Consider the following 26,308-nt stretch of genomic DNA (forward strand, 5'->3'; position numbering starts at 1 on the left):
CCGAAAAATGGTGTTTACGCCAAGGGGTTTAGGCCGCAGGTTCAGTTCAGGATGACCCAGCGCTGATTGATCAGCAATTCGATGGGCCGATATTGCGTCTTGTAATTCATCTTTTTGCAGTTCTTGATCCAGTAACCCAGGTACACGGCCTCAAGGCCCAGACGCTGGCTCTCGGCGATTTGCCAGAGGATTGCGTAACGGCCGAGGCTGCGGCGCTCTTCGTTCGGTTCGTAGAAGGTGTACACCGCCGACAGGCCGTTGGGCAGCAGATCGGTGACTGCTACTGCGAGCAACCGTCCGTCGAGTCGAAATTCGTAGAAGCGCGAGAAGGGCAGGTCACGCACCAGGAACGTCGAGAACTGATCACGGCTTGGCGGGTACATGTCGCCGTCGGCATGGCGCTGTTCGATATAGCGCTGGTACAGGTCGAAATACTCTTCGCTGAAGTGCGGTTTGACCGGCTGCACTTGCAGGTCGGCGTTGCGTTTGTAGATACGCTTCTGCTGGCGATTGGCGATGAACTGGGCGGAGGGAATGCGCGCAGGCACGCACGCATTGCAATTCTGGCAATGCGGCCGGTACAGATGATCGCCGCTGCGACGAAAGCCCATTTCCGACAGGTCTGCGTAGACATGCACATCCATGGGCTGACTCGGGTCGAGAAACAGCGTCGTGGCCTGCTCCTCGGGCAGATAACTGCAAGAGTGGGGCTGAGTGGCATAAAACTTCAAACGCGCCAACTCGGTCATGAATCAACCCTCGGGATAAGCTGGTGGATTAAGTGTAAGCCACCTGCGCAAAAGTCGCTCAGCAAACCCAGGTCGCCGAATTCGGTTGGTCGAGATGGCGTTGCAGATAGTCGACGAATTCGCCGCGCGGAATGGATCGTGCACCGAGGCTGTGCAGGTGATCGGTCGGCATCTGGCAGTCGATCAGCACAAACCCGGCTGCTTTCAAATGCTGGACCAGCGTGGCAAAGCCGTATTTGGACGCGTTGTCTGCACGGCTGAACATCGACTCGCCAAAAAACAGTTGGCCCATTGCCAGGCCATACAGGCCGCCTACCAGTTGCCCATCGTCCCAGACCTCAACCGAATGAGCGAAACCGCGCCGATGCAGTTCTACGTAAGCATCCTGCATGGCCTCGGTGATCCAGGTGCCGTCGGCGTAATCACGCGGTGCAGCGCAGGCGCGGATGACGGCGTCGAAATCCTGATCGAAAGTCACTTGATAGCGTTGCTTGCGCAGAAGCTTGCCGAGACTGCGCGAGACGTGCAGTTCGTCGGGAAACAGCACGGTGCGAGGGTCTGGCGACCACCAGAGAATGGGTTGGCCTTCGGAGAACCAGGGAAAGCAGCCATGGCGATAGGCCTGGATCAGGCGGTCGGCGGACAGATCGCCGCCGGCGGCGAGCAATCCGTTCGGCTCGCGCATGGCTTTTTCCAGTGGCGGAAAGGTCAGGGAATTACGTTGTAACCAAGTCAGCATGGCATCCAGGCTTGCAGAAGGGGAGGGCGGTCAGAGGGCGTGCAGGCCCCGCGAAAGAGTTTGCCGCGAAACGGCGCCGCTGTCCTGCACAGTTGTCTGGTGCGGTGAGCGTCGAGCTGCAACTTGATGTGTCGCCCGTGGTCGTAAGCGTCGCCGTGTCGATGCTGTTGAGCATTCCTGTGAGCCCGATCCGGCCAGGTTCGCTACGTTCATCAAATACAGCTCATAAGCCTTTGTCACAAAAGGCAATGCATGCTCCAATTGCAAGGCGTTGCGCGTGCGATTGGCTATGCTCAAGGCTGGGGTCTGAAACATGGCGTCGGGCGCACAAACCCGTACAATGCCGGGTTGTGACGGCCTTTTCGCTGCGCACAGTGTTTATGGCTGTGTTTATAAAACCAGTGGCACAGTGTTAAAAGTAGTCCCAGTTGAGCTTTTCACCTTTTTTACCTGCCTGGATTGGGCAGTTTTTTATCGTCATTCAATAGATGGACGCGCCTCGGGCGCAGGAAAAGAAGCGTTTTGAAGAAGACCACCGAAGCACCCAAAACAGTCGTTCCGCTCTGGCGCCAGCAACTGCACTACCGGCTCAAGGAAGGTGCATTGATCGCCATCGGCGCCTTGTGCCTGTTCCTGATGATGGCTTTGCTGACTTACGGCAAGGACGACCCGGGCTGGAGCCATAACAGCAAGATCGACGATGTGCAGAACTTCGGCGGCCCGGCCGGCTCGTACAGCGCCGATATCCTGTTCATGGTGCTCGGCTACTTCGCCTATATTTTTCCGTTGCTGCTGGCGGTCAAGGCGTACCAGATCTTCCGTCAACGCCACGAACCATGGCAGTGGAGCGGCTGGCTGTTTTCCTGGCGCCTGATCGGTCTGGTGTTCCTCGTGCTCTCCGGTGCTGCGCTGGCGCACATTCATTTCCATGCCGCGACCGGTCTGCCGGCCGGCGCTGGCGGTGCCCTGGGCGAAAGCCTTGGCGATCTGGCGAAGAATGCGCTGAACATTCAAGGCAGCACGCTGCTGTTCATCGCGCTGTTCCTGTTCGGCCTGACCGTATTCACCGACCTGTCGTGGTTCAAGGTGATGGACGTCACCGGCAAGATCACCCTCGATCTGTTCGAACTGTTCCAAGGCGCGCTCAACCGCTGGTGGTCGGCGCGCACCGAGCGCAAGCAACTGGTCGCGCAACTGCGTGAGGTTGATGACCGCGTCCACGATGTGGTCGCACCGACTGTCACCGACAAGCGTGAACAGGCCAAGGTCAAGGAACGCCTGATCGAGCGTGAGCAAGCGCTGAGCAAGCACATGTCCGACCGCGAGAAGCAGGTGCCACCGGTGATCGCGCCGGCACCGGCCAAGGCCCCAGAGCCGAGCAAGCGCGTACAGAAAGAGAAGCAGGCGCCGTTGTTCGTCGACAGCGCGGTCGAAGGCACCTTGCCGCCGATCTCCATTCTTGATCCTGCGGAAAAGAAACAGCTCAACTATTCGCCTGAATCCTTGGCAGCGGTCGGCCACTTGCTGGAAATCAAGCTCAAGGAATTCGGCGTCGAAGTCACCGTTGACTCGATCCACCCGGGCCCGGTGATTACCCGTTACGAAATCCAGCCTGCCGCCGGGGTAAAAGTCAGCCGTATCGCCAACCTGGCGAAAGACCTGGCGCGTTCGCTGGCGGTGACCAGTGTGCGGGTCGTCGAGGTGATTCCGGGCAAGACCACCGTCGGTATCGAGATTCCCAACGAAGACCGCCAGATCGTGCGTTTCTCCGAGGTGCTGTCGACCCCCGAGTACGACAACTTCAAATCGCCGGTCACCCTGGCGCTCGGTCATGACATCGGCGGCAAGCCGGTCATCACCGACCTGGCGAAGATGCCGCACTTGCTGGTGGCCGGCACCACCGGTTCCGGTAAGTCTGTAGGCGTGAACGCGATGATTCTGTCGATCCTGTTCAAGTCCGGGCCGGACGACGCCAAACTGATCATGATCGACCCGAAGATGCTTGAGCTGTCGATCTACGAAGGCATTCCGCACTTGCTTTGCCCGGTAGTGACGGACATGAAGGACGCCGCCAACGCCTTGCGCTGGAGCGTTGCCGAGATGGAGCGTCGCTACAAGCTGATGGCGAAAATGGGCGTGCGTAACCTGTCCGGCTTCAACGCCAAGGTCAAGGAAGCCCAGGATGCCGGCGAGCCGTTGAGCGATCCGCTGTACAAGCGCGAAAGCATTCACGACGAAGCGCCGCTGCTGCAGAAACTGCCGACCATCGTCGTAGTGGTGGACGAATTCGCCGACATGATGATGATCGTCGGCAAGAAGGTTGAAGAACTGATCGCCCGTATTGCGCAAAAGGCGCGTGCGGCGGGGATTCACTTGATTCTTGCGACCCAGCGCCCGTCGGTGGACGTGATCACCGGTCTGATCAAGGCCAACATCCCGACCCGTATGGCGTTCCAGGTATCGAGCAAGATCGACTCGCGGACCATCATCGACCAGGGCGGCGCCGAGCAACTGCTCGGTCACGGTGACATGCTCTACATGCCGCCGGGCACCAGTCTGCCAATCCGTGTTCACGGCGCGTTCGTTTCCGACGATGAGGTTCACCGCGTGGTCGAAGCGTGGAAGCTGCGCGGCGCGCCGGAATACAACGACGATATCCTCAACGGTGTCGAAGAGGCGGGTAGCGGCTTTGAAGGCAGTAGCGGTGGCGGTGACGGTGATGATCCGGAAGCCGACGCGCTGTATGACGAAGCGGTGCAGTTCGTCCTCGAAAGCCGTCGCGCGTCGATTTCCGCTGTGCAGCGCAAACTGAAGATCGGCTACAACCGCGCCGCGCGGATGATCGAAGCCATGGAAATGGCCGGCGTCGTCACATCGATGAACACCAACGGTTCGCGTGAAGTCCTGGCCCCGGGCCCGGTACGCGACTGAAACGCAACGACTCGGGTGGCGCAATGACGCGCCACCCGCTCTCCCACGAGTATTCAAGAGGACTCTCATGCGCCTTATCCGCATGCTGTTGCCAGTACTGGCGCTGACCACACTCACGGCCCACGCCGATGAAAAGGACGTGGCGCGTCTGACCCAATTGCTTGAAACATCGAAAACCCTGTCGGCCAACTTCTCGCAGTTGACCCTCGACGGCACCGGCACCCAGTTGCAGGAAACCACCGGCAACATGACCCTGCAGCGTCCGGGTCTGTTCTACTGGCACACCAACGCGCCGGCCGAGCAGACCATGGTCTCCGACGGCAAGAAAGTCACCCTCTGGGACCCGGATCTGGAGCAGGCAACCATCAAGAAGCTCGACGAGCGTCTGACCCAGACGCCGGCGCTGCTGCTGTCCGGCGATGTCTCGAAGATCAGTCAGAGCTTCGATATCAGCGCGAAAGAGGCGGGCGGCGTGATCGACTTCACTCTCAAGCCGAAAACCAAGGACACCCTGTTCGACAACCTGCGCCTGTCGTTCCGCAACGGCCTGCTCAATGACATGCAACTGATTGACAGCGTCGGCCAGCGCACCAATATCCTGTTTACCGGGGTCAAGGCCAACGAAGCGGTGCCTGCGTCCAAGTTCAAATTCGACATTCCCAAGGGTGCCGACGTTATCCAGGAATAAACACCGGCCCCTTGTGTCAGGGCCTTTGTGGTGAGGGCCTGCTATTGAGGGGCTATTGTGACGAGGGGATTTATCCCCGTCCGGCTGCGCAGCAGTCGTCGCTTTTGGGACCGCTTCGCAGCCCAATTGGGGATAAATCCCCTCACCACAGGTTCTTCAGCAGATTTCAGAAAATCAGAGGTTTCAACGCTACGTGATGGATCTGTTTCGCAGTGCACCGATTGCTCAACCCTTGGCCGCGCGTCTGCGTGCAGCCAATCTGGATGAGTACGTCGGTCAGGAACACGTGCTCGCTCGCGGCAAGCCTCTGCGTGAGGCGCTGGAGCAGGGCGCGCTGCATTCGATGATTTTCTGGGGGCCGCCGGGCGTGGGCAAGACCACCCTGGCGCGCTTGCTCGCAGAAATCTCCGATGCGCACTTCGAAACGGTTTCGGCGGTGCTCGCCGGGGTCAAGGAAATCCGCCAGGCCGTTGAAATCGCCAAGCAGCAGGCCGGCCAGTACGGCAAGCGCACGATCCTGTTTGTCGATGAAGTGCACCGCTTCAACAAGTCGCAGCAGGACGCGTTTCTGCCCTACGTTGAAGACGGCACGCTGATCTTCATCGGCGCCACCACCGAAAACCCTTCGTTCGAACTGAACAACGCTTTGTTATCGCGTGCCCGCGTCTACGTGCTGAAAAGCCTCGACGAAGCGGCGCTGCGCAAACTGGTGCATCGAGCTTTGACCGAAGAGCGCGGGCTGGGCAAGCGCAACCTGACCCTGAGCGATGAAGGCTTCCAGATGCTGCTGTCGGCCGCCGATGGCGATGGCCGGCGTCTGCTCAATCTGCTGGAAAACGCCTCCGATCTGGCCGAAGACAACAGCGAAATCGGCATCGAGCTGCTGCAAAGCCTGCTCGGCGACACCCGTCGGCGTTTCGACAAGGGCGGTGAAGCGTTCTACGACCAGATCTCGGCCCTGCACAAATCCGTGCGCGGTTCCAATCCCGACGGCGCGCTGTACTGGTTTGCGCGGATGATCGACGGCGGCTGCGATCCGCTTTATCTGGCCCGGCGCGTGGTGCGCATGGCCAGCGAAGACATCGGCAACGCCGACCCGCGTGCGCTGAGCCTGTGCCTGGCGGCGTGGGAAGTGCAGGAGCGTCTCGGCAGCCCCGAGGGCGAATTGGCGGTCGCCCAGGCCATTACTTATCTGGCCTGCGCACCGAAAAGCAATGCGGTGTACATGGGCTTCAAAACCGCGCTGCGCGCAGCGGCTGAGAACGGCTCGCTGGAAGTCCCGCTGCACCTGCGCAATGCACCGACCAAGCTGATGAAGCAATTGGGTTATGGCGACGAATACCGCTACGCCCACGACGAGCCGGACGCCTATGCCGCCGGTGAAGACTATTTTCCGGAAGAACTCGAGCCGATTCCGTTCTATCAGCCAGTGCCCCGTGGCCTGGAGTTGAAGATCGGCGAAAAGCTCAATCACCTCGCTCAGCTCGATCGTCTGAGCCCTCGGCAGCGGAGAAAATAGTGGTCCCATTGGTCCTTGCAGTGTCGGTCGGCGGTGTTGCCGGCACCTTGTTGCGCTTCGCCACCGGTAATTGGGTCAGCGCCAATTGGCCGCGGCACTTCTATACCGCGACGCTGGCCGTTAATATCGTGGGCTGCCTGCTGATTGGCGTGTTGTACGGCCTGTTTCTGATACGCCCGGAGGTGCCGATCGAAGTACGCGCCGGGTTGATGGTCGGCTTCCTCGGGGGGCTGACGACTTTTTCATCCTTTTCACTGGATACGGTGCGCCTGCTGGAAAGCGGGCAAGTGTTGCTGGCCCTGGGCTATGCCGCACTCAGCGTATTCGGCGGGCTGCTCGCGACGTGGGCCGGCCTGTCCCTGACCAAACTTTGATAACGAGAAACCGACATGCTCGATTCCAAACTGTTACGTAGCAACCTTCAGGACGTAGCGGACCGCCTGGCTTCCCGTGGCTTTGCCCTGGACACCGCGCGCATCGAAGCGCTGGAAGAACAGCGCAAGACCGTCCAGACCCGCACTGAAGCACTGCAGGCTGAGCGTAACGCGCGTTCCAAATCCATCGGGCAGGCCAAGCAGCGTGGCGAAGACATCGCGCCGCTGATGGCGGACGTCGAGCGCATGGCGGGCGAGCTGAGCGCTGGCAAGGTCGAGCTGGATGCGATCCAGACCGAACTCGATTCGATCCTGCTCGGTATCCCGAACCTGCCGCACGAGTCGGTTCCGGTCGGCAAGGACGAAGACGACAACGTCGAAGTGCGCCGCTGGGGCACGCCGACTCAGTTCGATTTCGAAGTCAAAGACCACGTTGCCCTCGGCGAAAAGTTCGGCTGGCTGGACTTTGAAACCGCCGCCAAGCTGTCCGGCGCGCGCTTTGCGCTGTTGCGTGGCCCGATCGCGCGGCTGCATCGCGCACTGGCGCAGTTCATGATCAACCTGCATGTCACCGAACATGGCTACGAAGAGGCTTACACGCCTTATCTGGTTCAGGCTCCGGCGCTGCAAGGCACCGGCCAGTTGCCAAAGTTCGAAGAGGATCTGTTCAAGATTGCCCGCGAAGGCGAAGCCGATCTGTACCTGATCCCGACTGCCGAAGTGTCGCTGACCAACATCGTTGCCGGCGAAATCGTCGATTCGAAACTGCTGCCGATCAAGTTCGTCGCCCATACCCCATGCTTCCGCAGCGAAGCCGGTGCGTCGGGCCGCGACACGCGTGGCATGATCCGCCAGCACCAGTTCGACAAAGTCGAAATGGTCCAGATCGTCGAGCCATCGCAATCGATGGAAGCGCTGGAAGGCCTGACCGCCAACGCCGAAAAGGTTCTGCAACTGCTCGGCCTGCCTTACCGCACCCTGGCGCTGTGCACCGGCGACATGGGCTTCAGCGCGGTCAAGACCTATGACCTCGAAGTGTGGATTCCGAGCCAGGACAAGTACCGCGAAATCTCCTCGTGCTCCAACTGCGGTGACTTCCAGGCGCGGCGCATGCAGGCGCGTTTCCGCAACCCGGAAACCGGCAAGCCTGAACTGGTGCACACCTTGAACGGCTCCGGCCTGGCGGTCGGTCGTACTCTGGTTGCCGTGCTGGAAAACTACCAGCAGGCCGACGGTTCTATCCGCGTACCGGACGTGCTCAAGCCGTACATGGGTGGCCTCGAGGTCATCGGCTAAATGAAATATCTGCCGCTGTTTCACAACCTGCGCGGCAGTCGTGTGTTGGTTGTCGGTGGGGGGGAAATTGCCTTGCGCAAATCCCGCCTGCTGGCCGATGCCGGTGCGCTGCTGCGGGTGGTCGCACCTGAAATCGAAACGCAACTGGCTGAACTGGTCGCTGCCAGCGGCGGTGAATGCGTGTTGCGCGGTTACGCCGAAACGGATCTGGACGGTTGCGGGCTGATCATTGCCGCTACCGACGACGAAACGCTCAACGCGCAAGTCTCCACCGACGCCCATCGGCGTTGCGTGCCGGTCAACGTGGTCGATGCGCCGGCCTTGTGCAGCGTGATCTTCCCGGCAATCGTCGATCGCTCGCCGCTAATCATTGCCGTCTCCAGCGGCGGTGATGCGCCGGTACTGGCGCGCCTGATCCGGGCAAAAATCGAAACCTGGATTCCTTCGACCTACGGTCAATTGGCAGGGCTGGCTGCGCGTTTTCGCCATCAGGTGAAAAACCTGTTTCCGGATGTGCAGCAGCGTCGCGGCTTCTGGGAGGACGTTTTCCAGGGCCCGATTGCCGATCGTCAACTGGCCGGGCAGGGCGCTGAAGCCGAGCGCATGTTGCAGGCCAAGGTCGATGGCGAGCCAATGGTCACCACTGGCGAGGTTTATCTGGTCGGTGCCGGCCCGGGTGATCCGGATTTGTTGACCTTCCGCGCACTGCGTCTGATGCAACAAGCCGATGTGGTGCTCTATGACCGTCTGGTGGCGCCGGCGATTCTTGAGTTGTGCCGTCGCGATGCCGAGCGGGTGTATGTCGGCAAGCGTCGCTCCGAACACGCAGTGCCGCAAGATCAGATCAACCAGCAACTGGTCGATCTGGCCAAGGCCGGCAAGCGCGTGGTGCGGTTGAAGGGTGGCGATCCGTTTATCTTCGGCCGCGGTGGCGAAGAGATTGAAGAACTGGCGGCCCACGGTATTCCATTCCAGGTGGTGCCGGGCATTACGGCGGCCAGCGGTTGCGCTGCTTATGCGGGGATTCCGCTGACCCACCGTGACCATGCGCAGTCCGTGCGGTTTGTCACTGGCCACTTGAAGGATGGTTCCACCGATCTGCCATGGGCCGATCTTGTCGCCCCGGCGCAGACGCTGGTGTTCTACATGGGCCTGGTGGGTTTGCCGATCATCTGTGAGCAGTTGATCAAGCATGGTCGCGCGGCGGATACCCCGGCGGCGTTGATTCAGCAGGGCACTACAGTCAATCAGCGGGTTTTCACCGGCACGCTGGCGGATCTGCCGCGAATGGTGGCGGAGCATGAAGTGCATGCACCGACCCTGGTGATCGTCGGCGAAGTGGTACAACTTCGCGAGAAGCTGGCGTGGTTTGAAGGGGCGCAGGCGCAGGTCTGAGTCAGATCAAAAGATCGCAGCCTTCGGCAGTTCCTACAGAGGAACGCATTCTCATGTAGGAGCTGCCGAAGGCTGCGATCTTTTGCTTCTGCTGTTAGCCCTTTAACCAAACCCCTTTCCCGATCAACCGCGACCGGTCATGCGCTACGCTGAAATCCTGCTGCGGCCCCTTCGGCACCACGCCGGTCGGGTTGATGGTCTTGTGGCTGCCGTAGTAGTGATGCTTGATGTGCTGAAAATCCACCGTCTCGGCAATCCCCGGCCACTGATACATCTCGCGCAGCCAGTTCGACAGGTTCGGGTAGTCGGCAATCCGCCGCAGGTTGCACTTGAAGTGCCCGTGATACACCGCATCGAAGCGAATCATCGTGGTAAACAGGCGCACGTCGGCCTCAGTCAGATATTCCCCGCTCAGGTAGCGATTGGCACCCAGCAGTTGCTCCAGATGATCCAGTTCGGCGAAGACTTCATCGAATGCCTGTTCGTAGGCCTGCTGCGAAGTGGCGAACCCGGCGCGGTAGACACCGTTGTTCACCGCCGGGTAGATCCGCTCGTTCAGCGCATCGATTTCGTTGCGTAGCGGCGCCGGATAAAAGTCCAGATCGTTACCAGTGATCCCGTCGAAGGCGCTGTTGAACATGCGGATGATTTCCGCCGATTCATTGCTGACAATGCGCTTGAGTTTCTTGTCCCACAACACTGGCACCGTCACGCGCCCGGTGTAGTCAGGCGTGTCAGCGGTGTATCGCTGATGCATGAAATCGAAGCCATCGAGTTTGTCGCCCGTCGAACCGAGCGCCTTGTCGAAGGTCCAGCCGTTCTCCAGCATCAGCCAGCTGACCACCGACATGTCGATCAGACTTTCCAGCCCTTTGAGTTTGCGCAGGATCAGCGTGCGATGCGCCCAAGGGCAGGCGAGGGAAACATAGAGGTGATAGCGCCCGGCTTCGGCAGTGAAACCGCCTTCACCGCTGGGGCCTGGCTGACCGTCGGCGGTCACCCAGTTGCGGCGTTGCGCTTGTTCGCGCTGGAACGCGCCGTCCTTGCTGCTTTCGTACCACTTGTCCTGCCAGTGGCCGTCGACGAGTAAACCCATGATCAAGACTCCCAAAACCAATGTTCGTTGGAGTCGAGTCTATTCCGATGAGTTCGAACAAAAAGCGCAAAGATCGGGCGCTAATGATCGGTTAGATCGATGTGTTGCGCGCCGCCCAGTATTGTTCTGCGGTTGTGAAGGCCTGTTCGCGATTCTGACCGAGACCGCGCAGGGCGAGGGCCATGGTCGCAATCAAGGCCATTTGCGGGTAACTGTCGACCACATCGCCACGCCACACGGCTTTCAAGTGCTCGATGTCCAGCGAGGCGGGTTTGACGTGGCGCTGCGCTGACAGCTGCGGCCATTCTTCGTCCCAGCTCTGACCGCCGCTGGTGCCATAAAGGTGGCTGGTGGCGTCGGGGTTGATCTCGATTTCACCGCCATCGCCCTTGACCACAATTGCCGTGTCGCCGAGCAAGCCGCTGGCATCGCGATGCACCGCCTGGTAGCCCGGATGGAAAATGCTTTGCAGGCCACAACGCGCACCCAGCGGATTGAGAATCCGCGCCAGCGAGTGGATCGGCGACCGCAGGCCCAGGGTATTGCGCAGGTCGATCATCTTTTGCAACTGCGGCGCCCAGTCCACCAGCGGCATAAACGCCAGACCGCCGTTGTCCAGTGCCGCGCCGACCTGCTGCCAATTGCGGCACAGGGGAATGTTCAGTTCGCCCAGCAGTTGTTCGCTGTACAGACGCCCGGCCGTGTGTGCGCCGCCGCCATGCATGAAGATGCGCACGCCGTTTTGCGCCAAGCACTTGGCCGCCAGCAGATACCACGGCAGGTGGCGTTTTTTGCCGGCGTAGGTCGGCCAGTCCAAGTCGACATTCAATGCGGGCGCGTGCAAGCGTGCGCGCAGGGCTTCGGTGAAACCGGCCATTTCCTCGGCACTTTCTTCCTTGTGCCGCAGCAACATCAGGAAGGCACCCAGTTGCGTATCTTCGACGTGGTCATCGAGCACCATGCCCATGGCCTCGCGGGCTTCCTCGCGCGTCAGGTCGCGGGCGCCGCGCTTGCCCTTGCCGAGAATGCGCACGAATTGCGCGAACGGATGCTCGGCAGGCGTTTCGAGGGTCAAAGCTGGAAAATCGTTCATAGGCAATTCGTCGGTTTGGGCAGGCCCGCCAGTTTCGCGGCGAGTTTGGCAGGGGTGCCTTTGAACAGTCGGTTCAGGTGCAGGCTGTTGCCTTTGTCCGCGCCGAGTTTCAACGCGGTGTACTTGATCAGCGGACGCGTGGCCGGCGATAGCTGAAATTCGGCGTAGAAGCTACGCAGAAGCTCTAGGACTTCCCAGTGTTCGGGCGTCAACTCGATGTCTTCGGCGGCGGCGAGGGCGCTGGCGACTTCAGCCGACCAGTCGCTGAGGTCAACGAGAAAGCCGTCCTTGTCCAGTTCGATGGCGCGGGCGCCGACGGTCATTGAATTCATAGCCAGCTGTTGACCTTGGCGTGATGGATCGACAGTTCGACGAAGGCCGGGTAGTCAATGGCCTCGGCCCAGTCTGGAACCTCGATCGCACGCGCCTGTGCGTCCTCAACCAATACAAAAAGTTTGATTGGTCGCTCTTGCAGAGCAGAGAACGGCGCAGTGTTCGGTTGCAGCGCATACACCGCATCGCCGGACAACAACACGGCGTCGGCGCTGCCGAGCAGGCGCAGACAACTGCTCAGACGATCGTCGCCGAACGGGGAATGAGACAACACATGCAAAGTCGACATCAGAGGGTGATCACCTGATCGTAGCGGTCAATAAGGGCGGTGATTTGATCAGCGGCGAGTGGCTGCGCTTCGTCCAGCGACAGGTTGCCAAGACCGCGAGCATTGGCGCTTTCGGCGCAATAGAACAGCTCTTCGACACCAAACATCGGCAGCGCCTGCAGATTGGCGCTGAGGTCTTTCTGCTGCACGGCCTTGGCGTTCTGCCCGGCGGTCAATTGCAGCACGCCGTCATCGAGAAACAGCAAACCGATCGGTAGATCGAAGGCGCCACCGGCGAGCACGATATCCAGCGCTTCCCGCGCACCGGGGCCGGACCACGGCGATTGTCGGCTGATGATCAACAGCGATTTGGCCATGTTCAAGCGCCTCCGAAACAGATGAGCCGATCAGCGTCCTGCACGGCGTCGTGCAATTGACCCAGACCGGACAATTCCCACGGCGCGCTGAGCGAAATCGCTTCACGCTGGTAACGCTTGGCTTCTTCTTCGTTCAACACACCACGGCGCAAAGCGGCGGCGATGCAGACCACGCCGTCGAGTTGCTTTTCGTTGATAAAGGCGCGCCATTGCTTGGGCAAGTCCAGTTCATCCTGCGGCGTCACCACCGCATCGGAGGCGTTGAACACGCCGTCCTGATAGAAGAACAGCCGAACAATCTCATGGCCGCCGGCCAGCGCGGCCTGGGCAAACAGCAAGGCACGGCGCGAGGAGGGCGCATGGGCGGCGGAAAACAGCGCGATGGCGAACTTCATGATGGACTCGATCAGCGAAACTGCGGCCATGATAAAGCTTTATTGCGCGTGCCGCGAAATCTGGTAATACGCGGTTCCCTGTGGGAGCGAGCCTGCTCGCGAAAGCGTCGCCTCGTTCGAGATCAGTTTCGGCAGTCACGCCGCCTTCGTGAGCAGGCTCGCTCCCACGGGAGTGTTGCGGCGGCTGGATTACGGGGTGATGCCGTAAAGATCGCAATACTCGATCCAGCCCATCCCCGCCATTTCCGCCACTTCCCGATGCACTTCCAGCCGTTGCGCCTGATATTCCTCGGGCGAAGCAGCGGTCAGCTGCAATGTCAGCTCCCAAGCAAACAACCCTTGGCTTTCCGCCTCAGCCTCGAATGCTTCGTGCAAGCGTTCTTCGCGATACTGCGCCTGGGTTTCGCCTTTGGCCTGAGCCAGCAGCGGGTTGAGATGGTCGAGGGTTTCACGTAGTTCGGGTCGCGCATCGAGAAACAGTTTCAAAGCCTGTTCATGTCGCTGGTCGCTAGGCGCCATGTAATTTCCTTGTGTGACTGATGACCATAGGGTGCCGCACCTGCTTGCGCATGTCGCGCATAAAAACAGTAAAGCAGAACGATTTGCCGCGTCGCAGTGCTACAGTCCGCTTTTTTCTCGATGAGCAAATGCAATGCGAATGCTGATGGTAGTGCTGGCGGCGGCCCTGTTGGCCGGGTGCGCCGGTTCGGTGATGAACGATGCTCGCAGCAAGAGCCCGGACAAGGTCCTGACCTCGGACAAGCCGGAGAAAGACGTCGCCCGGTGCGTGCAATTCGCCTGGCAGGACGAAGCGGTGTTTGGCGTCGACGCGGCGGCCTATCTGGAACCGCGCGAGTCCGGCGGCACTACGGTTTATACGCGTTCGGCAGAGTCGTTTGTCGATGTGATCACCGAAGCGTCAGGTACGACCTTGAACTATTACGCGCAGAAGAGTGATTTTGTCGCGATGCGGCGGATGGCGGCGATGGCGACCTGCCTGTGATTATGGGGTGAAGCGGTTGACGCTTTCGCGAGCAGGCTCGCTCCCACAAGTTGTAATGCATTGCACTGTGGGAGCGAGCCTGCTCGCGAATACGGCATGACTCAATCGATCAGGCGCTTCTGAAAGTAGTGCCGCTTGTGCCCCGGTGGGTAGTCAACGATTTCCCCAAACTGGCTGAACCCCAGCTTCCTGTAGAACTCCGGCGCCTGAAAATCGAACGTGTCGAGCCAGAGGCCGTAGCAATTCTTTTCCCTGGCCAAGGCTTCCGCCTGAGCCATCAATTTCGAGCCGATCCCCTGTCCGCGACCCTGTTCCGGTACTGACAGCAGCTCGATGAACATCCAGCGAAAAATCATTCGCCCGTACAAACCGCCCAGTATTTCGCCATTCTGGTCTTTGACCATCAAGGCGAACGGCTCGGATTTAGAACCGCCGGTTTGAGCATCGTTGTACTCGATCAGTGGCTGCAGAATGGCCTGACGCTGTTCCTCGGTAGGATTCTGCGTCAACTCGATACGCAAATTCATGCATGACTTCCTTGTGTAATTGAACGCCCAGCCTAACGCGTCCGGGCAAATGCCTCCAAGCCCTTCGATCGAACAAGCGGAACCGTCAAACCAGCGTTGCGGTCTAGGCTTTTATCGCGTCTTTCCCTGAGCGCGATTGATGAGGAAATCCCGTGAATATTTTTGAAGCCCTGCGCGAAAGCCACGAGCGCCAGCGCACTTACGCCAAGGCTTTGATCGCGACCAGCGGCGACAGCCCTGAGCGGGTCGAGGCCTACAAGCAGCTCAAAGCAGAACTGCAAGCGCATGAAACCGCTGAAGAGCGGCATTTCTACATTCCGTTGATGGAAATCGATGAAGGCGTGGACCTGAGCCGCCACGCCATCGCCGAACACCACGAAATGGACGAGATGATGGAGGAGCTCGACGAGACCGAAATGTCCAGTCCGGCCTGGCTGGCCACGGCCAAAAAGCTTTCCGACAAGGTTCATCACCACCTCGAGGAAGAAGAGCACAAATTCTTCCAGATGGCCGGCAAGCTGCTCGACGATAAACAGAAAAGCCAACTCGCCGGGCAGTACGAAAAGGAGTATCAGGCGCAACTGTCTGAATGACCAAAGGCGACTCGGCGTGTAGGTGTTCAGCTACACGTTGAGTGCGATGCGTCGTCGAGCACTGGTTATGCATCCAGTGTTTCCGGGCTTTTTACGTCTTGCACACTGGGACTGTGACAAAAGCGCCGATGGACAAAAAATTCACCTCCGTTAGCTTGAAGGCCTCTCCTCGGGAAGGAGAGTTCTCAAATCAACGGAGTGAGCAAGATGAATCAGGCAATCCCACAAACCCAACTCAAACACGGTCGTGTCATCTCGCCAGCGAGTCGCGGCGCAGTGGCCATCGACCTCGGCCTGCTCGGCGCTTGGCAAGTCAATGAAATGGAAGGTGGCAAGAACTTTCCGGCCATGGACGCCGGACCTTTCCCGCAACCTTTCGAGACCGACTCGGACAGCGTCGCGCCGCCGGCCGATGGCTACATTCTCAGCGGCGGCAAGACCGATGCCCGCGATTGCGTCAATTACACCGACGACGAGATGAGCAAGAAGCTCGGCCGTTCATTCAACTGGCCGCTGCTGAATGTCGATCCGGGGCAGATTCTCGAGGTCAGCTGGGCGTACACCGCGCCGCACACCACCCGTGGTTATCGCTGGCTGATCACCAAAGACGGCTGGGATCCAAAGCAACGCATCAGCCGTGCGCAGCTGGAAACCCAGCCGTTCTTCGAAGATTTCTACCCGCAAGTGCCGTATTACAGCCATGCCGGCGAATTGAAGGCCAAGGTCGATCATCAAGTGAAGCTGCCTGCGAACAAGCAGGGTCATCACGTCATTGTGCTGATGTGGATCGTCGCCAATACCGGCAACGCCTTCTACCAGGCCTTCGACGTCGACTTTCAGTAACCGCGCAGGCTGAACGAGCCCGGTAGCGCTGCCGGGCTTTTTTTGTCGGCGCAATTGATCGACCATGGCAGTCCCCCCATGAAGACAGGATCAGACGCGATGTCCAACACAGCCGAACGGGTCAACATCGTCGACACTCAGGTGTTGTCCCACGACTGGTATCTGTTGAAGAAAATCACTTTCGATTACCACCGCAACAACGGCGAATGGCAGCGCCAGACCCGCGAGGTATACGACCGGGGCAACGGCGCGGCGATTCTGCTGTTCAACCGCGAAAAGCGCACGGTGGTGCTGACCCGCCAGTTTCGTTTGCCGGTGTTCGTCAACGGCCACGATGGATTGTTGATCGAGGTGGCGGCGGGGTTGCTGGAAGGTGCCGCCCCTGAGCAACGCATTCGTGACGAAGCCGAGGAGGAAACCGGTTATCGCGTGCATGACGTGAAAAAAGTATTCGAGGCGTACATGAGTCCCGGTTCGGTGACGGAGAAACTGCACTTCTTTATCGCTGAATACGACGCGGCGTCCAAAGTCAGCGACGGTGGTGGCCTTGAAGAGGAAACCGAAGAACTGGAAGTGCTCGAGTGGGGCTTCGATGAGGCATTGGCAGCATTTCAACGCGGCGAGATCTGCGATGCCAAGACCATCATGCTGTTGCAGTACGCAGCGATGAGTAACCTCTTCGCTTGATAAAAGATCGCAGCCTTCGACGCATTTTCAGGAGCTGCCAAAGGCTGCGATGGCTCAGCATACTGGCTGAACGGGGAGGCGCAATACGCAAAGCCGGCCATACTGCTTGTTGCTCCTGAAGCGTTGCCCTGCGTTTTGCGCAGTCCCCAAAAACAAAAAGAGATCGACTCATGAAGTACGAACCTTTGGCCAGATCGCTCATTGCGACCTCCCTGGCGCTCAGCTGTCTCATGGCTCACGCGGCATCAGTGGCTCCGGTGGCGGCGGAAAACGGCATGGTGGTCACCGCGCAACATCTGGCGACCCATGTCGGCGTCGACGTTTTGAAAAACGGCGGCAATGCCGTGGATGCGGCAGTGGCCGTGGGCTATGCGCTGGCGGTGGTCTATCCGGCTGCGGGCAACCTTGGCGGCGGCGGGTTCATGACTATTCAACTGGCGGACGGGCGCAAGACCTTTCTCGATTTCCGCGAAAAAGCGCCGCTGGCAGCGACCGCCAACATGTATCTGGACAAGGACGGTAACGTCATTCCAGAACTGAGCACCCGCGGCCATCTGGCCGTCGGGGTGCCGGGCACCGTGTCCGGCATGGAGCTGGCGCTGAGCAAATACGGCACCAAACAGCGCAAGGACATGATTGCCCCGGCGATCAAACTGGCCGAAGACGGTTTCGAGCTGCAGCAGGGCGATGTCGAGCTGCTCGAATACGCGACGGATGTGTTCAAGAAGGACATGCGCGATTCCGGCTCGATCTTCCTCAGCAACGGCGAGCCGATGCAGGTCGGGCAGAAACTGGTGCAAAAGGATTTGGCGAAAACCCTGCGGACGATTTCCGACAAGGGCGCCGACGGCTTCTACAAAGGCTGGGTCGCCGATGCCATCGTCACTTCCAGCCAGGCCAACAAAGGCATCATCAGCCAGGCCGACCTGGACAAATACAAGACTCGCGAACTGGCCCCGGTTGAGTGCGATTATCGCGGCTATCACGTGGTCTCGGCGCCACCGCCAAGCTCCGGCGGGGTGGTGATCTGCCAGATCATGAATATTCTCGAAGGCTATCCGATGAAGGACCTGGGCTTTCATTCCGCTCAGGGCATGCACTACCAGATCGAAGCGATGCGCCACGCGTACGTTGATCGCAACAGCTACCTCGGCGATCCGGATTTCGTGAAGAATCCGATCGAGCACCTGCTGGACAAGAATTACGCGACCAAACTGCGCAACGCCATCCAGCCGCAAAAGGCTGGCGTGTCGGCTGAGCTCAAGCCCGGTGTAGCGCCCCACGAAGGCAGCAACACCACGCACTATTCGATCGTCGACAAGTGGGGCAATGCCGTTTCGGTGACGTACACGCTCAACGACTGGTTCGGCGCGGGCGTCATGGCCAGCAAGACCGGGGTGATCCTCAACGATGAGATGGACGACTTCACCTCCAAGGTCGGCGTTCCGAACATGTATGGCCTGGTTCAAGGCGAGGCTAACGCTATCGCACCGGGCAAGGCGCCGCTGTCGTCGATGAGTCCGACCATCGTCACCAAGGATGGCAAAGTAGTGATGGTGGTCGGCACGCCGGGGGGTAGTCGGATCATCACCGCGACCTTACTGACCATGCTCAACGTCATCGATTACGGCATGGGCTTGCAGGAAGCGGTCGACGCGCCGCGCTTCCATCAGCAGTGGATGCCGGAGGAAACCAACCTCGAAGACTTCGCCGCCAGCCCGGATACGAAAAAGATCCTGGAAAGCTGGGGCCACAAGTTTGCCGGCCCGCAGGATGCCAACCACATCGCCGCGATTCTGGTCGGCGCGCCGTCACTGGACGGCAAACCGGTTGGCAAGAATCGCTTCTACGGCGCCAATGATCCACGGCGCAATACCGGCTTGTCTTTGGGTTACTGAGCGGAGTAAAAGAGTGGCGGGCGCAGGTCCGCCCCATCTCAAGGACTGATCAAGGAAGGCTCGACATGACCACCGCATTTCTGATCATCGATGTCCAGCAGGCGCTGTGTGCTGGTGAATATCAGTGCTTTGAAATCGACCGCGTAATCGCCACGATCAATGATCTGAGCCAACGCGCCCGCGACGCTGGCGTTCCAGTGGTGTTGATTCAGCATGAAGAAAAGGATGGTCCATTCGTGCATGGGGCGGACGGTTGGCAACTGGCCAAGGGTCTGCTGATTTCGACGGAAGACCTGCGTGTAGGCAAAACCACCGGGGACTCTTTCTATCAGACCGATCTCGGCAAGCTGCTGCCCAGCGAAGACTTCGAACGTCTGATCATCTGCGGCCTGCAAACCGATTACTGCGTCAACGCCACCGTGCGCAGCGCGCATTCACTGGGCTACGACATCGTCGTCGCGCGAGATGCGCATTCAACGGTCGATAACGGCAACATGAGCGCCGAGGATATCATTGCCGAACACAACAAGGACTTCGCCGCCCTGACCAGTTCCGTGGCACGAATCGACGTCAAACCGGCAGCCGAAGTGATCTTCTAAAATGCACATAAAACTCTGTGGGAGCGAGCCTGCTCGCGAAAGCGCTGTGACAGCCAACATCAAACCGACTGATATACCGCCGTCGCGAGCAGGCTCGCTCCCACAGGCATTTGGTCGGTCTCAAAATCAGAGAGCACCGCAGTCGGAAACGATGCACTAGGTTTGGACGCGATTCGCATCACGCAGCAACCGCTCGATCTGCGCCAATTCCCACGTGCTGAGCAGACTCACCGGGTCCGTGCCATAACGCTGCCACGTGTCCAGCGTCGCTTCATCCCCGGCGCAGTTGCGCGCGTATTCACAGTGATGCAAGTGTCCCTCGGCGAAGTCCAACAGCAGATGCCAGCCCTCGATGTATACGGTAATCAGCCCGGACTGGGACATTACCTCGCAGACTTCGAACCCAAGCACGCCCAGCGCAGCTTCGCGCAGGCGCTGACACACATCACGGGCGGACAAAAACGCTGACATGCTGCGACTCGATTCGATGGACAAGCCTGCAAGGATAAGGCCCGCGCCACCCCATGTCAGCGTTTCACTGGCCCGAGGCCGAACAATTCCGTAACATTCGCCTCCCTCTTTTTTCGCGAAAACAGCAGCCGTGCCCAGCGGCCGCTCAGTCAGGTAAGCCATGAAACCGATTCGTCTGCGCGCCGATGTCCTCGCCGGACTCACCACCTCGTTCGCCCTGTTGCCCGAATGCATTGCTTTCGCCCTGGTCGCGCATCTCAATCCGCTGATGGGCTTGTACGGCGCGTTCATCATTTGCACGCTGACGGCGTTGTTTGGCGGCCGACCGGGCATGGTTTCCGGTGCGGCGGGTTCGATGGCGGTGGTGATCGTCGCGCTGGTGGTGCAACACGGCGTGCAATATCTGCTGGCGACGGTGCTGCTCGGCGGTCTGATCATGATGGCGTTCGGGCTGTTGCGTTTGGGCAAACTGGTGCGCATGGTGCCGCATCCGGTGATGCTCGGCTTCGTCAACGGCCTGGCGATCATCATTGCGCTGGCGCAACTGGAGCACTTCAAAAGCGGCGAGCACTGGCTCAGCGGTACGCCGCTGTATCTGATGACCGGGCTGGTGCTACTGACCATGGCCATCGTTTACATCCTGCCGCGCGTGACCAAAGCGGTACCGCCGGCCCTGGTGGCGATCCTTGGTGTCGGCCTGCTGGTCTACCTGTTCGGGCTGCCGACCCGCACCCTCGGTGACATGGCGCACATTGCCGGCGGTCTGCCGACCTTCGCTTTGCCGGACATCCCATGGAATTTCGAAACCCTGCGCATCATCGCCCCGTACGCGATCCTGATGGCGATGGTCGGCCTGCTGGAAACCCTGCTGACGCTGAACCTGACCGACGAGATCACCGAAACCCGTGGCTATCCGGATCGCGAGTGCGTAGCGCTCGGCGCGGCGAACATGGTGTCCGGGGCGTTCGGTGGCATGGGCGGTTGCGCGATGATCGGGCAGACCGTGATCAATCTCAGCTCCGGCGGGCGCGGGCGCTTGTCCGGCGTGGTTGCCGGTGTGCTGATTCTGTTGTTCATTCTGTTTCTGTCACCGCTGATCGAGCGTATTCCGCTCGCCGCGCTGGTCGGGGTGATGTTCGTGGTGTCGCAGCAGACTTTCGCCTGGGCGTCGTTGCGGGTGATCAACAAGGTGCCGCTGCACGATGTGCTGGTGATCATCGCGGTGACCACCATCACCGTGTTCACCGATCTGGCCACGGCCGTGCTGTGCGGGATCATCATCGCCGCGCTCAACTTCGCCTGGCAGCAGGCCCGCGAACTGTATGCCGATGAACATCTTGAAGCCGATGGCAGCAAGCTCTATCGCCTGCACGGCACGCTGTTTTTCGCCTCGACCACGCCGTTTCTCAACCAGTTCGATCCGGCCAACGACCCGGCCAAAGTCACTCTCGATTGCCGGCACCTGAGCTTTGTCGATTATTCGGCGATCGCCGCATTGAAAACCCTGCGTGAACGCTACGCCAAGGCTGGCAAGCATCTACAAGTGTTTCATCTGTCGGAACGCTGCAAGAAATTACTCAAGCGCGCCGGCGTCGATCACGACTGACGCCGCTGGTTTTGCGTCCTTGAGCCAGGTCTTGCCGAGAATCCGCGAGACTTGTTCGGCGGAGTAGGGCTTGGCGAGAAATTCAAAACCTTCGTACCCGCTGCGCGCCAGTTCTTCGCTGTAGCCGGAGGTCAGAATCACCGGCAGATCGGGGCGGCGCTGGCGCAGTTCCTTGGCCAACGCGACACCGGTGATGCCCGGCATGACTACGTCGGAAAACACCGCATCGAACGCGCTGGCATCGCTACCGGCCAACTGCAGGGCTTCTTCGGCGTTGGTCGCCCACGCGGTTTCATAGCCCAGATCCTGGAGGATCTGGTTGGCGAAACGGCCGACATCGAGATTGTCTTCGACCACCAGCACCCGGCGTTTTTCGCACGCCGGCTGCACCTCGCCATTCTCCTCTGCCTCGTCCATTTCTGCCTCGATCGCCGGCACTTGCGGCAAATACAAGGTGAACTCGGTGCCTTGACCAAGGACGCTGGAAACATCGACGTTGCCGCCCGATTGCTTGGCGAAGCCGAACACCTGCGACAGCCCCAGACCCGTGCCTTTGCCGACAGCCTTGGTGGTAAAGAACGGCTCGAAGATGTGTTCGAGGGTGTGTGCGTCGATGCCGGCACCGGTGTCGGCCAGGGCAATCGACACGAAATGGCTGCTGGACCCAGCGTGGCCGCGAATCGGCGGCAGCGCTTTATGGCACTCCAGGCGCAATTTCAGTTCACCCTGACCATTCATGGCGTCGCGAGCGTTCAGGGCGATGTTGATCAATGCTGTTTCGAACTGACTGAGATCGACACGGATGTAGCAGGGGTGATCCGGGCGCTCGACGCACACGTGAATCTGCGCGCCGGTGACCGATTCGAGCATTTCGCCGATGTTGGCCAAACGTTCGCCGGCGTCGACTACCTGCGGATTGAGCGGCTGACGGCGGGCGAAGGCGAGCAACTGGCTGGTCAGCTTGGAGGCGCGCTCAACGGTGTCGGACACCGCGCGCATGTAGCGTTGGCGGCGTTCTTCCGGCAGGTTGGGCTGGCGCAGAAAATCCACCGACGAACGAATGATCGTCAGCAAATTGTTGAAGTCATGGGCGACGCCGCCGGTCAATTGGCCGATGGCTTCGAGCTTCTGCGACTGGCGCAACGCCGACTCGGCCTGGGCCAGACGCAGGCTGCGCTCTTCGACCCGTTGCTCCAGCGTGGCATTGAGTTCAGCCAATGCAAGCAGGCCCTCGCGCACGTTGGCGTCGGCGCGCACTCGCTCGATGTGCGCCCAGCAACGTTCGGTGACTTCGCTGAGCAGCGCCTGTTCGAAGCTCGACCACACACGCGGCACTTTGTCGTGAATGGCCATTAACGCGGTAAGACGACCTTGCTTGATCAGCGGCACGCAAATGGTGGCGGTGATGCCTATGCCCTGAAAGGTCGCTGATTCTTCCGGCGGCAATTCGCTGCGGTTGTCGTGGATCACCAGCGGTTGACCCGCGCGCAGAAGGCGTACGGCTTTCTCGCCGAAATCGCGCAAATGGTAGTGGCCGACGATGCTCGGCGAACCCGGCGCTGCATAGTCGCCGCGAATGGTGAAGCCATCCTCGTCGGCATCCATGTCGGCGTAGGCGCAATTGGACAGACGCAGTTGCTCGACCATCAGCCGCGTGCTTGCCGCCAGGATTGCTTGCGCATCCGTGGCATTGGTCACCGCTTCGCCGATGGCATCGAGGACGGCCAGGCGTCGGTTGAGATAAACGGTCTGGGTGGTCTCGGTGACGGTGTCGATCATGCCGACAACATTGCCGTGGGAGTCGCGAATCGGGCTGTAGCAAAAAGTGAAGAACGCCTGCTCCGGGCCTTTGCCGCGTTCGATCTGCAGAGCGAAGTTTTCGATGTAAGTGGCCTGGCCGGCGTACGCGGCCTCAGCAATCGGGCTGATCTCGTGCCAGGCTTCCTTCCAGATGTCGCTGAAAGGGCGCCCCAACGCGTGCGGCTTGTCGCCGAGAATCGGTACGAAGGCGTCGTTATAGAGTGTGATGAGTTGCGGGCCCCAGACGATCGCCTGAGGAAAATGCGAGGCGAGACTGAGCGAGACAGTGGTCTTGAGTACATCGGGCCAGTTTTCCAACGGGCCGAGGGGCGAATTCGCCCAGTCGTGACGGCGGATCTGCCCGGCCATCTCGCCGTTGTCTTGCAACCAGTCTGTCATGGGGTTCGTGTCTTTCCGGGCATTTGTCTGAGAACAAAGACCTGCGTACAGGCTGTTTGGTTTCAGCGCACCAGACACTGTTTGCGCTGCGAATTATTCTGACCTACATCATGGCAGCAAAAAACAGCGCTGGCGAAAAGAGCATCTTTTCGCCAGCGGATTTTTCTTCAGTTCGTGAGCGACTGCTCAGGCCTCGACGGCCGGGAAGTCAATGTCGGTCAGCGCCGTGTTGTTCAGGTAGTTGGTCAATGTCTGCACGGCCACCAGGGCAATCACTTCGATGATCTTGCGGTCATCAATACCGGCAGCGCGGGCAGCGGCCAACTGTTCATCGCTCAAGTGGCCACGGGTTTCGGTCAGTTGGCGTGCGAGGGCGGCGTAGGCATTCAGTTCGCCGTGACGTGCCGCGATGATGTCCTCCGCCGACAGCCCGGCTTTGCCGGCAAACACGGTATGTGCGGACAGGCAATAGTCGCAACCGTTGACCTGCGAAGTGGCGAGGTAGATGGCTTCTTTCTCTTTGCCGCTCAATGAGGTCTTGCCGAGGATGGCCGAGGCTTGCAGGTAAGTGTCGAATGCAACCGGCGCCTGGGCGAGGGTGGTGAAGACGTTGGGCAGGAAACCGATTTTTTTCTTCACGCCTTCCAGTGCAGGACGGGTGGCATCGGTGGCGGTGTCGAGGCTGATTGCAGGGATGCGGCTCATGGTGATTCTCCGAAATTCCGCAGCGAAGTGCAGCGGCGATGGAGAGATCTTAGGGGCTGCCAATGGCGCTTTGGCGGCAAATCGTCGAGGATATGCGGCAGATCGTCCAGATATGCCTTCGGGAGTCAGCCATGGATCGCCTTTCCACATTACTTAGTCATTTCGGTGTGAACGCCGGGACCTTTCATAGCGGCGCGTTTTGCGGCGTGAGCGTTCATGAAGGCGAACCGGTCGGCCATGTGCATGTTCTGCAAGCCGGGGCGTTGCTGCTCAAACCTGGCAACGAGCGGGAAATTCGCCTGGAAGAACCGTCGCTGATTTTCTTTCCCCGGCCCTTCACCCACCGGATGTCTGCCGACGAGGCCATGGCCAGCCAGGTGGTGTGCGCCTCGCTGACCTTCGACGGTGGCTCGGGCAATGCCCTGGCCGCCGCGTTACCGGACTATCTGGTATTGAAACTCACCGACATCCCGGAATTGCGCAGCACCCTTGACTGGCTGTTCAACGAAGCTTTTGAAGGGCATTGCGGGCGCGTGGCGGTGATGGATCGTCTGTTTGAATTGCTGGTGATTCTGCTGCTGCGCCATCTCATCGGCAGTCGAGATCAGCAACCGGGCATGATGGCCGGGCTGGCGGATCCGCGCGTGTCTCGCGCCTTGAACCTGATCCACGAGCAGCCGCACAAGCCTTGGAGTGTGGCCGATCTTGCGGCAGCGGCGAACCAGTCCCGCGCCGGTTTTGCCGAGCAGTTTCGCCGCGTGGTCGGGCAGACGCCGGCCGATTACCTGCTGAGCTGGCGCGTCAGTCTTGCGCAGAAACGCCTGCGCGAAGGCCGCCCGATTGCATTGATTGCCGAGGAGGTTGGATACGAAAGTCCGTCGGCGCTGGCCCGGGCCTTTCGGCGCAAGACCGGTCTCAGTCCACGGCAATGGAAAGCCGAACACTGAACATTATCTGGCAAATTTCTTCGCCCCGGCCACGCAAAGAATCACCCCCAGCGTGACGCCGAGCATGCCGACACTGACCTGCTCATGCAGCAACGTCGCCGCCAGTGCCAGACCAAAAAACGGCTGCAGCAACTGCAACTGCCCGACCGCTGCGATTCCACCTTGTGCCAGACCGCGATACCAGAACACGAAGCCGATCAGCATGCTGAACAGCGACACGTAAGCCAGGCACATCCACGCAGGCAAACTGATGTCGGCGAACGAGGCGGGCGCCAGCCACAGGCTCAGCACTGTCATCAGCGGTAACGACAACACCAGCGCCCAGCAGATCACCTGCCAGCCGCCGAGGCTGCGCGACAGTTTCGCGCCTTCGGCGTAACCGAGGCCGCAGGCCAGGATCGCCGCGAGCATCAGCAGATCGCCGGTGGGCGAGGCACTCAAGCCTTGGGACAGGGCAAAGCCCACCACCAATGCGCTGCCCAGCACCGAAAAGATCCAGAACACTGGACGTGGCCGCTCCCCACCACGCAAGACTCCAAACATCGCCGTGGCCAGCGGCAGCAATCCTACAAACACGATCGAATGCGCTGACGTGACGTGCTGCAATGCCAACGCGGTCAGCAGCGGAAAACCCAACACCACGCCCAGTGCCACAATCAACAGCGACAGCCACTGATGGCGCGACGGTTGCTGTTGCTTGAACAACAGCAGAAGTCCGACGGCCAGTGCGCCGGCGATCGCTGCTCGCACCACGGTCAGAAACACCGGATCGAATTCCAGCACCGCCAAACGTGTGGCCGGCAGCGAACCGCTGAAGATCAGCACGCCGATAAAACCGTTGATCCAGCCGCTGGTTTTTTCCAGTGCCGGGTGGGCCGCAGTCGATGTTGTGTGCATGTCGGTCGCGCTCAAAAAGTGGCTTGTGTCGCCGTGATCCTAGGGCCGAGAATCAGCACAATCAAAAAATTGTCATGGAT

At 59.9% G+C, this 26,308-nt stretch carries 28 protein-coding genes; 14 read left to right on the plus strand and 14 right to left on the minus strand.

Translation table 11 applies throughout. The features are described from left to right. Window positions 1-41: 41 nt before the first annotated feature. Window positions 42-749 (minus strand): arginyltransferase, encoded by a 708-nt coding sequence (locus AB4N47_RS06775; RefSeq protein ID WP_016775265.1) that lies wholly within the window; start codon window positions 747-749, stop codon window positions 42-44. A 58-nt stretch (window positions 750-807) separates the two neighbouring features. Then, window positions 808-1,488, minus strand: a complete 681-nt coding sequence (aat, locus tag AB4N47_RS06780; protein ID WP_460154443.1) for a leucyl/phenylalanyl-tRNA--protein transferase — start codon at window positions 1,486-1,488, stop codon at window positions 808-810. A gap of 522 nt (window positions 1,489-2,010) precedes the next feature. Here aat and ftsK point away from each other — a divergent pair. The 6 genes from ftsK (at window position 2,011) to cysG (ending at window position 9,691) form a co-directional block, all read left to right on the plus strand. After that, window positions 2,011-4,419 carry a DNA translocase FtsK gene (gene ftsK, locus AB4N47_RS06785; protein WP_041477069.1) on the plus strand — a complete coding sequence of 803 codons (2,409 nt, stop codon included), beginning with the start codon at window positions 2,011-2,013 and terminating at the stop codon, window positions 4,417-4,419. Between the two features lie 67 nt (window positions 4,420-4,486). Further along, window positions 4,487-5,107: an outer membrane lipoprotein chaperone LolA gene (lolA, locus tag AB4N47_RS06790; RefSeq protein WP_016775262.1), complete on the plus strand. Its 621-nt coding sequence runs from the start codon at window positions 4,487-4,489 to the stop codon at window positions 5,105-5,107. Window positions 5,108-5,303: 196 nt separating this feature from the next. Continuing rightward, the gene (locus AB4N47_RS06795) at window positions 5,304-6,626 is read left to right on the plus strand and encodes a replication-associated recombination protein A (protein WP_341637158.1); all 1,323 of its coding nucleotides are present in this window, start codon (window positions 5,304-5,306) and stop codon (window positions 6,624-6,626) included. After that, a complete protein-coding gene (gene crcB, locus AB4N47_RS06800) occupies window positions 6,626-7,000 on the plus strand; it encodes a fluoride efflux transporter CrcB (RefSeq protein WP_341637159.1) in 375 nt (124 codons plus the stop codon). Before AB4N47_RS06795 ends, crcB begins: the two co-directional genes overlap by 1 nt. A gap of 15 nt (window positions 7,001-7,015) precedes the next feature. After that, window positions 7,016-8,296, plus strand: coding sequence for a serine--tRNA ligase (gene serS / locus AB4N47_RS06805; RefSeq protein WP_024013408.1), 1,281 nt, complete (start codon window positions 7,016-7,018; stop codon window positions 8,294-8,296). Continuing rightward, window positions 8,297-9,691 carry a siroheme synthase CysG gene (gene cysG, locus AB4N47_RS06810; RefSeq protein ID WP_341637160.1) on the plus strand — a complete coding sequence of 465 codons (1,395 nt, stop codon included), beginning with the start codon at window positions 8,297-8,299 and terminating at the stop codon, window positions 9,689-9,691. It begins immediately after the preceding gene. 94 nt (window positions 9,692-9,785) lie between these two features. Here cysG and AB4N47_RS06815 read toward each other — a convergent pair whose 3' ends face one another. From AB4N47_RS06815 to AB4N47_RS06845, 7 genes are all read right to left on the minus strand, one after another. Continuing rightward, window positions 9,786-10,787: a glutathione S-transferase family protein gene (locus AB4N47_RS06815; protein ID WP_341637161.1), complete on the minus strand. Its 1,002-nt coding sequence runs from the start codon at window positions 10,785-10,787 to the stop codon at window positions 9,786-9,788. Between the two features lie 91 nt (window positions 10,788-10,878). Further along, entirely contained in the window at window positions 10,879-11,880 is a 1,002-nt protein-coding gene (locus AB4N47_RS06820; protein WP_341637162.1) for a glycosyl transferase family protein, read from the minus strand. After that, window positions 11,877-12,212 carry a TusE/DsrC/DsvC family sulfur relay protein gene (locus tag AB4N47_RS06825; protein WP_016770652.1) on the minus strand — a complete coding sequence of 112 codons (336 nt, stop codon included), beginning with the start codon at window positions 12,210-12,212 and terminating at the stop codon, window positions 11,877-11,879. The genes AB4N47_RS06820 and AB4N47_RS06825 overlap by 4 nt, the downstream gene beginning before the upstream one ends. Then, complete coding sequence (gene tusB, locus AB4N47_RS06830) at window positions 12,209-12,502, minus strand: sulfurtransferase complex subunit TusB (RefSeq protein ID WP_281879074.1); 294 nt, start codon at window positions 12,500-12,502, stop codon at window positions 12,209-12,211. Before tusB ends, AB4N47_RS06825 begins: the two co-directional genes overlap by 4 nt. Then, entirely contained in the window at window positions 12,502-12,858 is a 357-nt protein-coding gene (gene tusC / locus AB4N47_RS06835; protein WP_341637163.1) for a sulfurtransferase complex subunit TusC, read from the minus strand. Before tusC ends, tusB begins: the two co-directional genes overlap by 1 nt. Window positions 12,859-12,860: 2 nt before the next feature. Continuing rightward, window positions 12,861-13,253 carry a sulfurtransferase complex subunit TusD gene (gene tusD / locus AB4N47_RS06840; RefSeq protein WP_038860118.1) on the minus strand — a complete coding sequence of 131 codons (393 nt, stop codon included), beginning with the start codon at window positions 13,251-13,253 and terminating at the stop codon, window positions 12,861-12,863. A gap of 189 nt (window positions 13,254-13,442) precedes the next feature. After that, window positions 13,443-13,772 carry a DUF6388 family protein gene (locus AB4N47_RS06845; protein ID WP_130899274.1) on the minus strand — a complete coding sequence of 110 codons (330 nt, stop codon included), beginning with the start codon at window positions 13,770-13,772 and terminating at the stop codon, window positions 13,443-13,445. A gap of 133 nt (window positions 13,773-13,905) precedes the next feature. Here AB4N47_RS06845 and AB4N47_RS06850 point away from each other — a divergent pair, with 133 nt between their 5' ends. Then, window positions 13,906-14,256, plus strand: a complete 351-nt coding sequence (locus AB4N47_RS06850; RefSeq protein WP_024013401.1) for a hypothetical protein — start codon at window positions 13,906-13,908, stop codon at window positions 14,254-14,256. Between the two features lie 101 nt (window positions 14,257-14,357). On the opposite strand, the gene AB4N47_RS06855 is transcribed toward AB4N47_RS06850, so the two are convergent. After that, window positions 14,358-14,783, minus strand: coding sequence for a GNAT family N-acetyltransferase (locus tag AB4N47_RS06855; protein WP_122691925.1), 426 nt, complete (start codon window positions 14,781-14,783; stop codon window positions 14,358-14,360). A 152-nt stretch (window positions 14,784-14,935) separates the two neighbouring features. Between AB4N47_RS06855 and AB4N47_RS06860 the strand changes: the two genes are divergently transcribed. From AB4N47_RS06860 to AB4N47_RS06880, 5 genes are all read left to right on the plus strand, one after another. Further along, window positions 14,936-15,376, plus strand: a complete 441-nt coding sequence (locus AB4N47_RS06860; RefSeq protein ID WP_024013399.1) for a hemerythrin domain-containing protein — start codon at window positions 14,936-14,938, stop codon at window positions 15,374-15,376. A gap of 207 nt (window positions 15,377-15,583) precedes the next feature. Next, window positions 15,584-16,219: a lytic polysaccharide monooxygenase auxiliary activity family 9 protein gene (locus AB4N47_RS06865; RefSeq protein WP_341637164.1), complete on the plus strand. Its 636-nt coding sequence runs from the start codon at window positions 15,584-15,586 to the stop codon at window positions 16,217-16,219. A gap of 99 nt (window positions 16,220-16,318) precedes the next feature. Further along, window positions 16,319-16,906, plus strand: a complete 588-nt coding sequence (locus AB4N47_RS06870; protein WP_341637165.1) for an NUDIX domain-containing protein — start codon at window positions 16,319-16,321, stop codon at window positions 16,904-16,906. Between the two features lie 170 nt (window positions 16,907-17,076). Then, window positions 17,077-18,804, plus strand: coding sequence for a gamma-glutamyltransferase (gene ggt / locus AB4N47_RS06875; protein ID WP_341637166.1), 1,728 nt, complete (start codon window positions 17,077-17,079; stop codon window positions 18,802-18,804). A 65-nt stretch (window positions 18,805-18,869) separates the two neighbouring features. Then, window positions 18,870-19,403, plus strand: a complete 534-nt coding sequence (locus AB4N47_RS06880; RefSeq protein WP_341637167.1) for a cysteine hydrolase family protein — start codon at window positions 18,870-18,872, stop codon at window positions 19,401-19,403. A gap of 156 nt (window positions 19,404-19,559) precedes the next feature. Here AB4N47_RS06880 and AB4N47_RS06885 read toward each other — a convergent pair whose 3' ends face one another. Then, on the minus strand, window positions 19,560-19,874 hold the full coding sequence (locus tag AB4N47_RS06885) for a DUF7693 family protein (protein ID WP_341637168.1): 315 nt from the start codon (window positions 19,872-19,874) through the stop codon (window positions 19,560-19,562). Window positions 19,875-20,034: 160 nt separating this feature from the next. On the opposite strand from AB4N47_RS06885, the gene AB4N47_RS06890 reads away from it, so the two are divergent. Next, window positions 20,035-21,480 carry a SulP family inorganic anion transporter gene (locus tag AB4N47_RS06890; protein WP_341637169.1) on the plus strand — a complete coding sequence of 482 codons (1,446 nt, stop codon included), beginning with the start codon at window positions 20,035-20,037 and terminating at the stop codon, window positions 21,478-21,480. Here AB4N47_RS06890 and AB4N47_RS06895 read toward each other — a convergent pair. Both AB4N47_RS06895 and AB4N47_RS06900 read right to left on the minus strand, forming a co-directional pair. Beyond that, window positions 21,448-23,679 (minus strand): response regulator, encoded by a 2,232-nt coding sequence (locus AB4N47_RS06895; protein WP_206421900.1) that lies wholly within the window; start codon window positions 23,677-23,679, stop codon window positions 21,448-21,450. The genes AB4N47_RS06890 and AB4N47_RS06895 overlap by 33 nt on opposite strands. Window positions 23,680-23,865: 186 nt before the next feature. Continuing rightward, window positions 23,866-24,384 (minus strand): carboxymuconolactone decarboxylase family protein, encoded by a 519-nt coding sequence (locus AB4N47_RS06900; protein ID WP_123442138.1) that lies wholly within the window; start codon window positions 24,382-24,384, stop codon window positions 23,866-23,868. 131 nt (window positions 24,385-24,515) lie between these two features. Between AB4N47_RS06900 and AB4N47_RS06905 the strand changes: the two genes are divergently transcribed. Beyond that, window positions 24,516-25,331, plus strand: a complete 816-nt coding sequence (locus AB4N47_RS06905; protein WP_341637170.1) for an AraC family transcriptional regulator — start codon at window positions 24,516-24,518, stop codon at window positions 25,329-25,331. A gap of 3 nt (window positions 25,332-25,334) precedes the next feature. On the opposite strand, the gene AB4N47_RS06910 is transcribed toward AB4N47_RS06905, so the two are convergent. Beyond that, window positions 25,335-26,228 carry a DMT family transporter gene (locus tag AB4N47_RS06910; RefSeq protein ID WP_341637171.1) on the minus strand — a complete coding sequence of 298 codons (894 nt, stop codon included), beginning with the start codon at window positions 26,226-26,228 and terminating at the stop codon, window positions 25,335-25,337. Window positions 26,229-26,308 lie beyond the last annotated feature (80 nt).

The organism is Pseudomonas sp. S3_G06, from assembly GCF_054667565.1.

Excerpts from the sequence above, each read along its gene's own strand:
- AB4N47_RS06775 (WP_016775265.1), bottom strand. The coding sequence starts at position 749 with ATGACCGAGTTGGCGCGTTTGAAGTTTTATGCCACTCAGCCCCACTCT.
- aat (WP_460154443.1), bottom strand. The coding sequence starts at position 1,488 with ATGCTGACTTGGTTACAACGTAATTCCCTGACCTTTCCGCCACTGGAA.
- lolA (WP_016775262.1), top strand. The coding sequence starts at position 4,487 with ATGCGCCTTATCCGCATGCTGTTGCCAGTACTGGCGCTGACCACACTC.
- AB4N47_RS06795 (WP_341637158.1), top strand. The coding sequence starts at position 5,304 with ATGGATCTGTTTCGCAGTGCACCGATTGCTCAACCCTTGGCCGCGCGT.
- serS (WP_024013408.1), top strand. The coding sequence starts at position 7,016 with ATGCTCGATTCCAAACTGTTACGTAGCAACCTTCAGGACGTAGCGGAC.
- cysG (WP_341637160.1), top strand. The coding sequence starts at position 8,297 with ATGAAATATCTGCCGCTGTTTCACAACCTGCGCGGCAGTCGTGTGTTG.
- AB4N47_RS06815 (WP_341637161.1), bottom strand. The coding sequence starts at position 10,787 with ATGGGTTTACTCGTCGACGGCCACTGGCAGGACAAGTGGTACGAAAGC.
- AB4N47_RS06820 (WP_341637162.1), bottom strand. The coding sequence starts at position 11,880 with ATGAACGATTTTCCAGCTTTGACCCTCGAAACGCCTGCCGAGCATCCG.
- AB4N47_RS06825 (WP_016770652.1), bottom strand. The coding sequence starts at position 12,212 with ATGAATTCAATGACCGTCGGCGCCCGCGCCATCGAACTGGACAAGGAC.
- tusB (WP_281879074.1), bottom strand. The coding sequence starts at position 12,502 with ATGTCGACTTTGCATGTGTTGTCTCATTCCCCGTTCGGCGACGATCGT.
- tusC (WP_341637163.1), bottom strand. The coding sequence starts at position 12,858 with ATGGCCAAATCGCTGTTGATCATCAGCCGACAATCGCCGTGGTCCGGC.
- tusD (WP_038860118.1), bottom strand. The coding sequence starts at position 13,253 with ATGAAGTTCGCCATCGCGCTGTTTTCCGCCGCCCATGCGCCCTCCTCG.
- AB4N47_RS06845 (WP_130899274.1), bottom strand. The coding sequence starts at position 13,772 with ATGGCGCCTAGCGACCAGCGACATGAACAGGCTTTGAAACTGTTTCTC.
- AB4N47_RS06850 (WP_024013401.1), top strand. The coding sequence starts at position 13,906 with ATGCGAATGCTGATGGTAGTGCTGGCGGCGGCCCTGTTGGCCGGGTGC.
- AB4N47_RS06855 (WP_122691925.1), bottom strand. The coding sequence starts at position 14,783 with ATGAATTTGCGTATCGAGTTGACGCAGAATCCTACCGAGGAACAGCGT.
- AB4N47_RS06865 (WP_341637164.1), top strand. The coding sequence starts at position 15,584 with ATGAATCAGGCAATCCCACAAACCCAACTCAAACACGGTCGTGTCATC.
- AB4N47_RS06870 (WP_341637165.1), top strand. The coding sequence starts at position 16,319 with ATGTCCAACACAGCCGAACGGGTCAACATCGTCGACACTCAGGTGTTG.
- ggt (WP_341637166.1), top strand. The coding sequence starts at position 17,077 with ATGAAGTACGAACCTTTGGCCAGATCGCTCATTGCGACCTCCCTGGCG.
- AB4N47_RS06880 (WP_341637167.1), top strand. The coding sequence starts at position 18,870 with ATGACCACCGCATTTCTGATCATCGATGTCCAGCAGGCGCTGTGTGCT.
- AB4N47_RS06885 (WP_341637168.1), bottom strand. The coding sequence starts at position 19,874 with ATGTCAGCGTTTTTGTCCGCCCGTGATGTGTGTCAGCGCCTGCGCGAA.
- AB4N47_RS06890 (WP_341637169.1), top strand. The coding sequence starts at position 20,035 with ATGAAACCGATTCGTCTGCGCGCCGATGTCCTCGCCGGACTCACCACC.
- AB4N47_RS06895 (WP_206421900.1), bottom strand. The coding sequence starts at position 23,679 with ATGACAGACTGGTTGCAAGACAACGGCGAGATGGCCGGGCAGATCCGC.
- AB4N47_RS06900 (WP_123442138.1), bottom strand. The coding sequence starts at position 24,384 with ATGAGCCGCATCCCTGCAATCAGCCTCGACACCGCCACCGATGCCACC.
- AB4N47_RS06905 (WP_341637170.1), top strand. The coding sequence starts at position 24,516 with ATGGATCGCCTTTCCACATTACTTAGTCATTTCGGTGTGAACGCCGGG.
- AB4N47_RS06910 (WP_341637171.1), bottom strand. The coding sequence starts at position 26,228 with ATGCACACAACATCGACTGCGGCCCACCCGGCACTGGAAAAAACCAGC.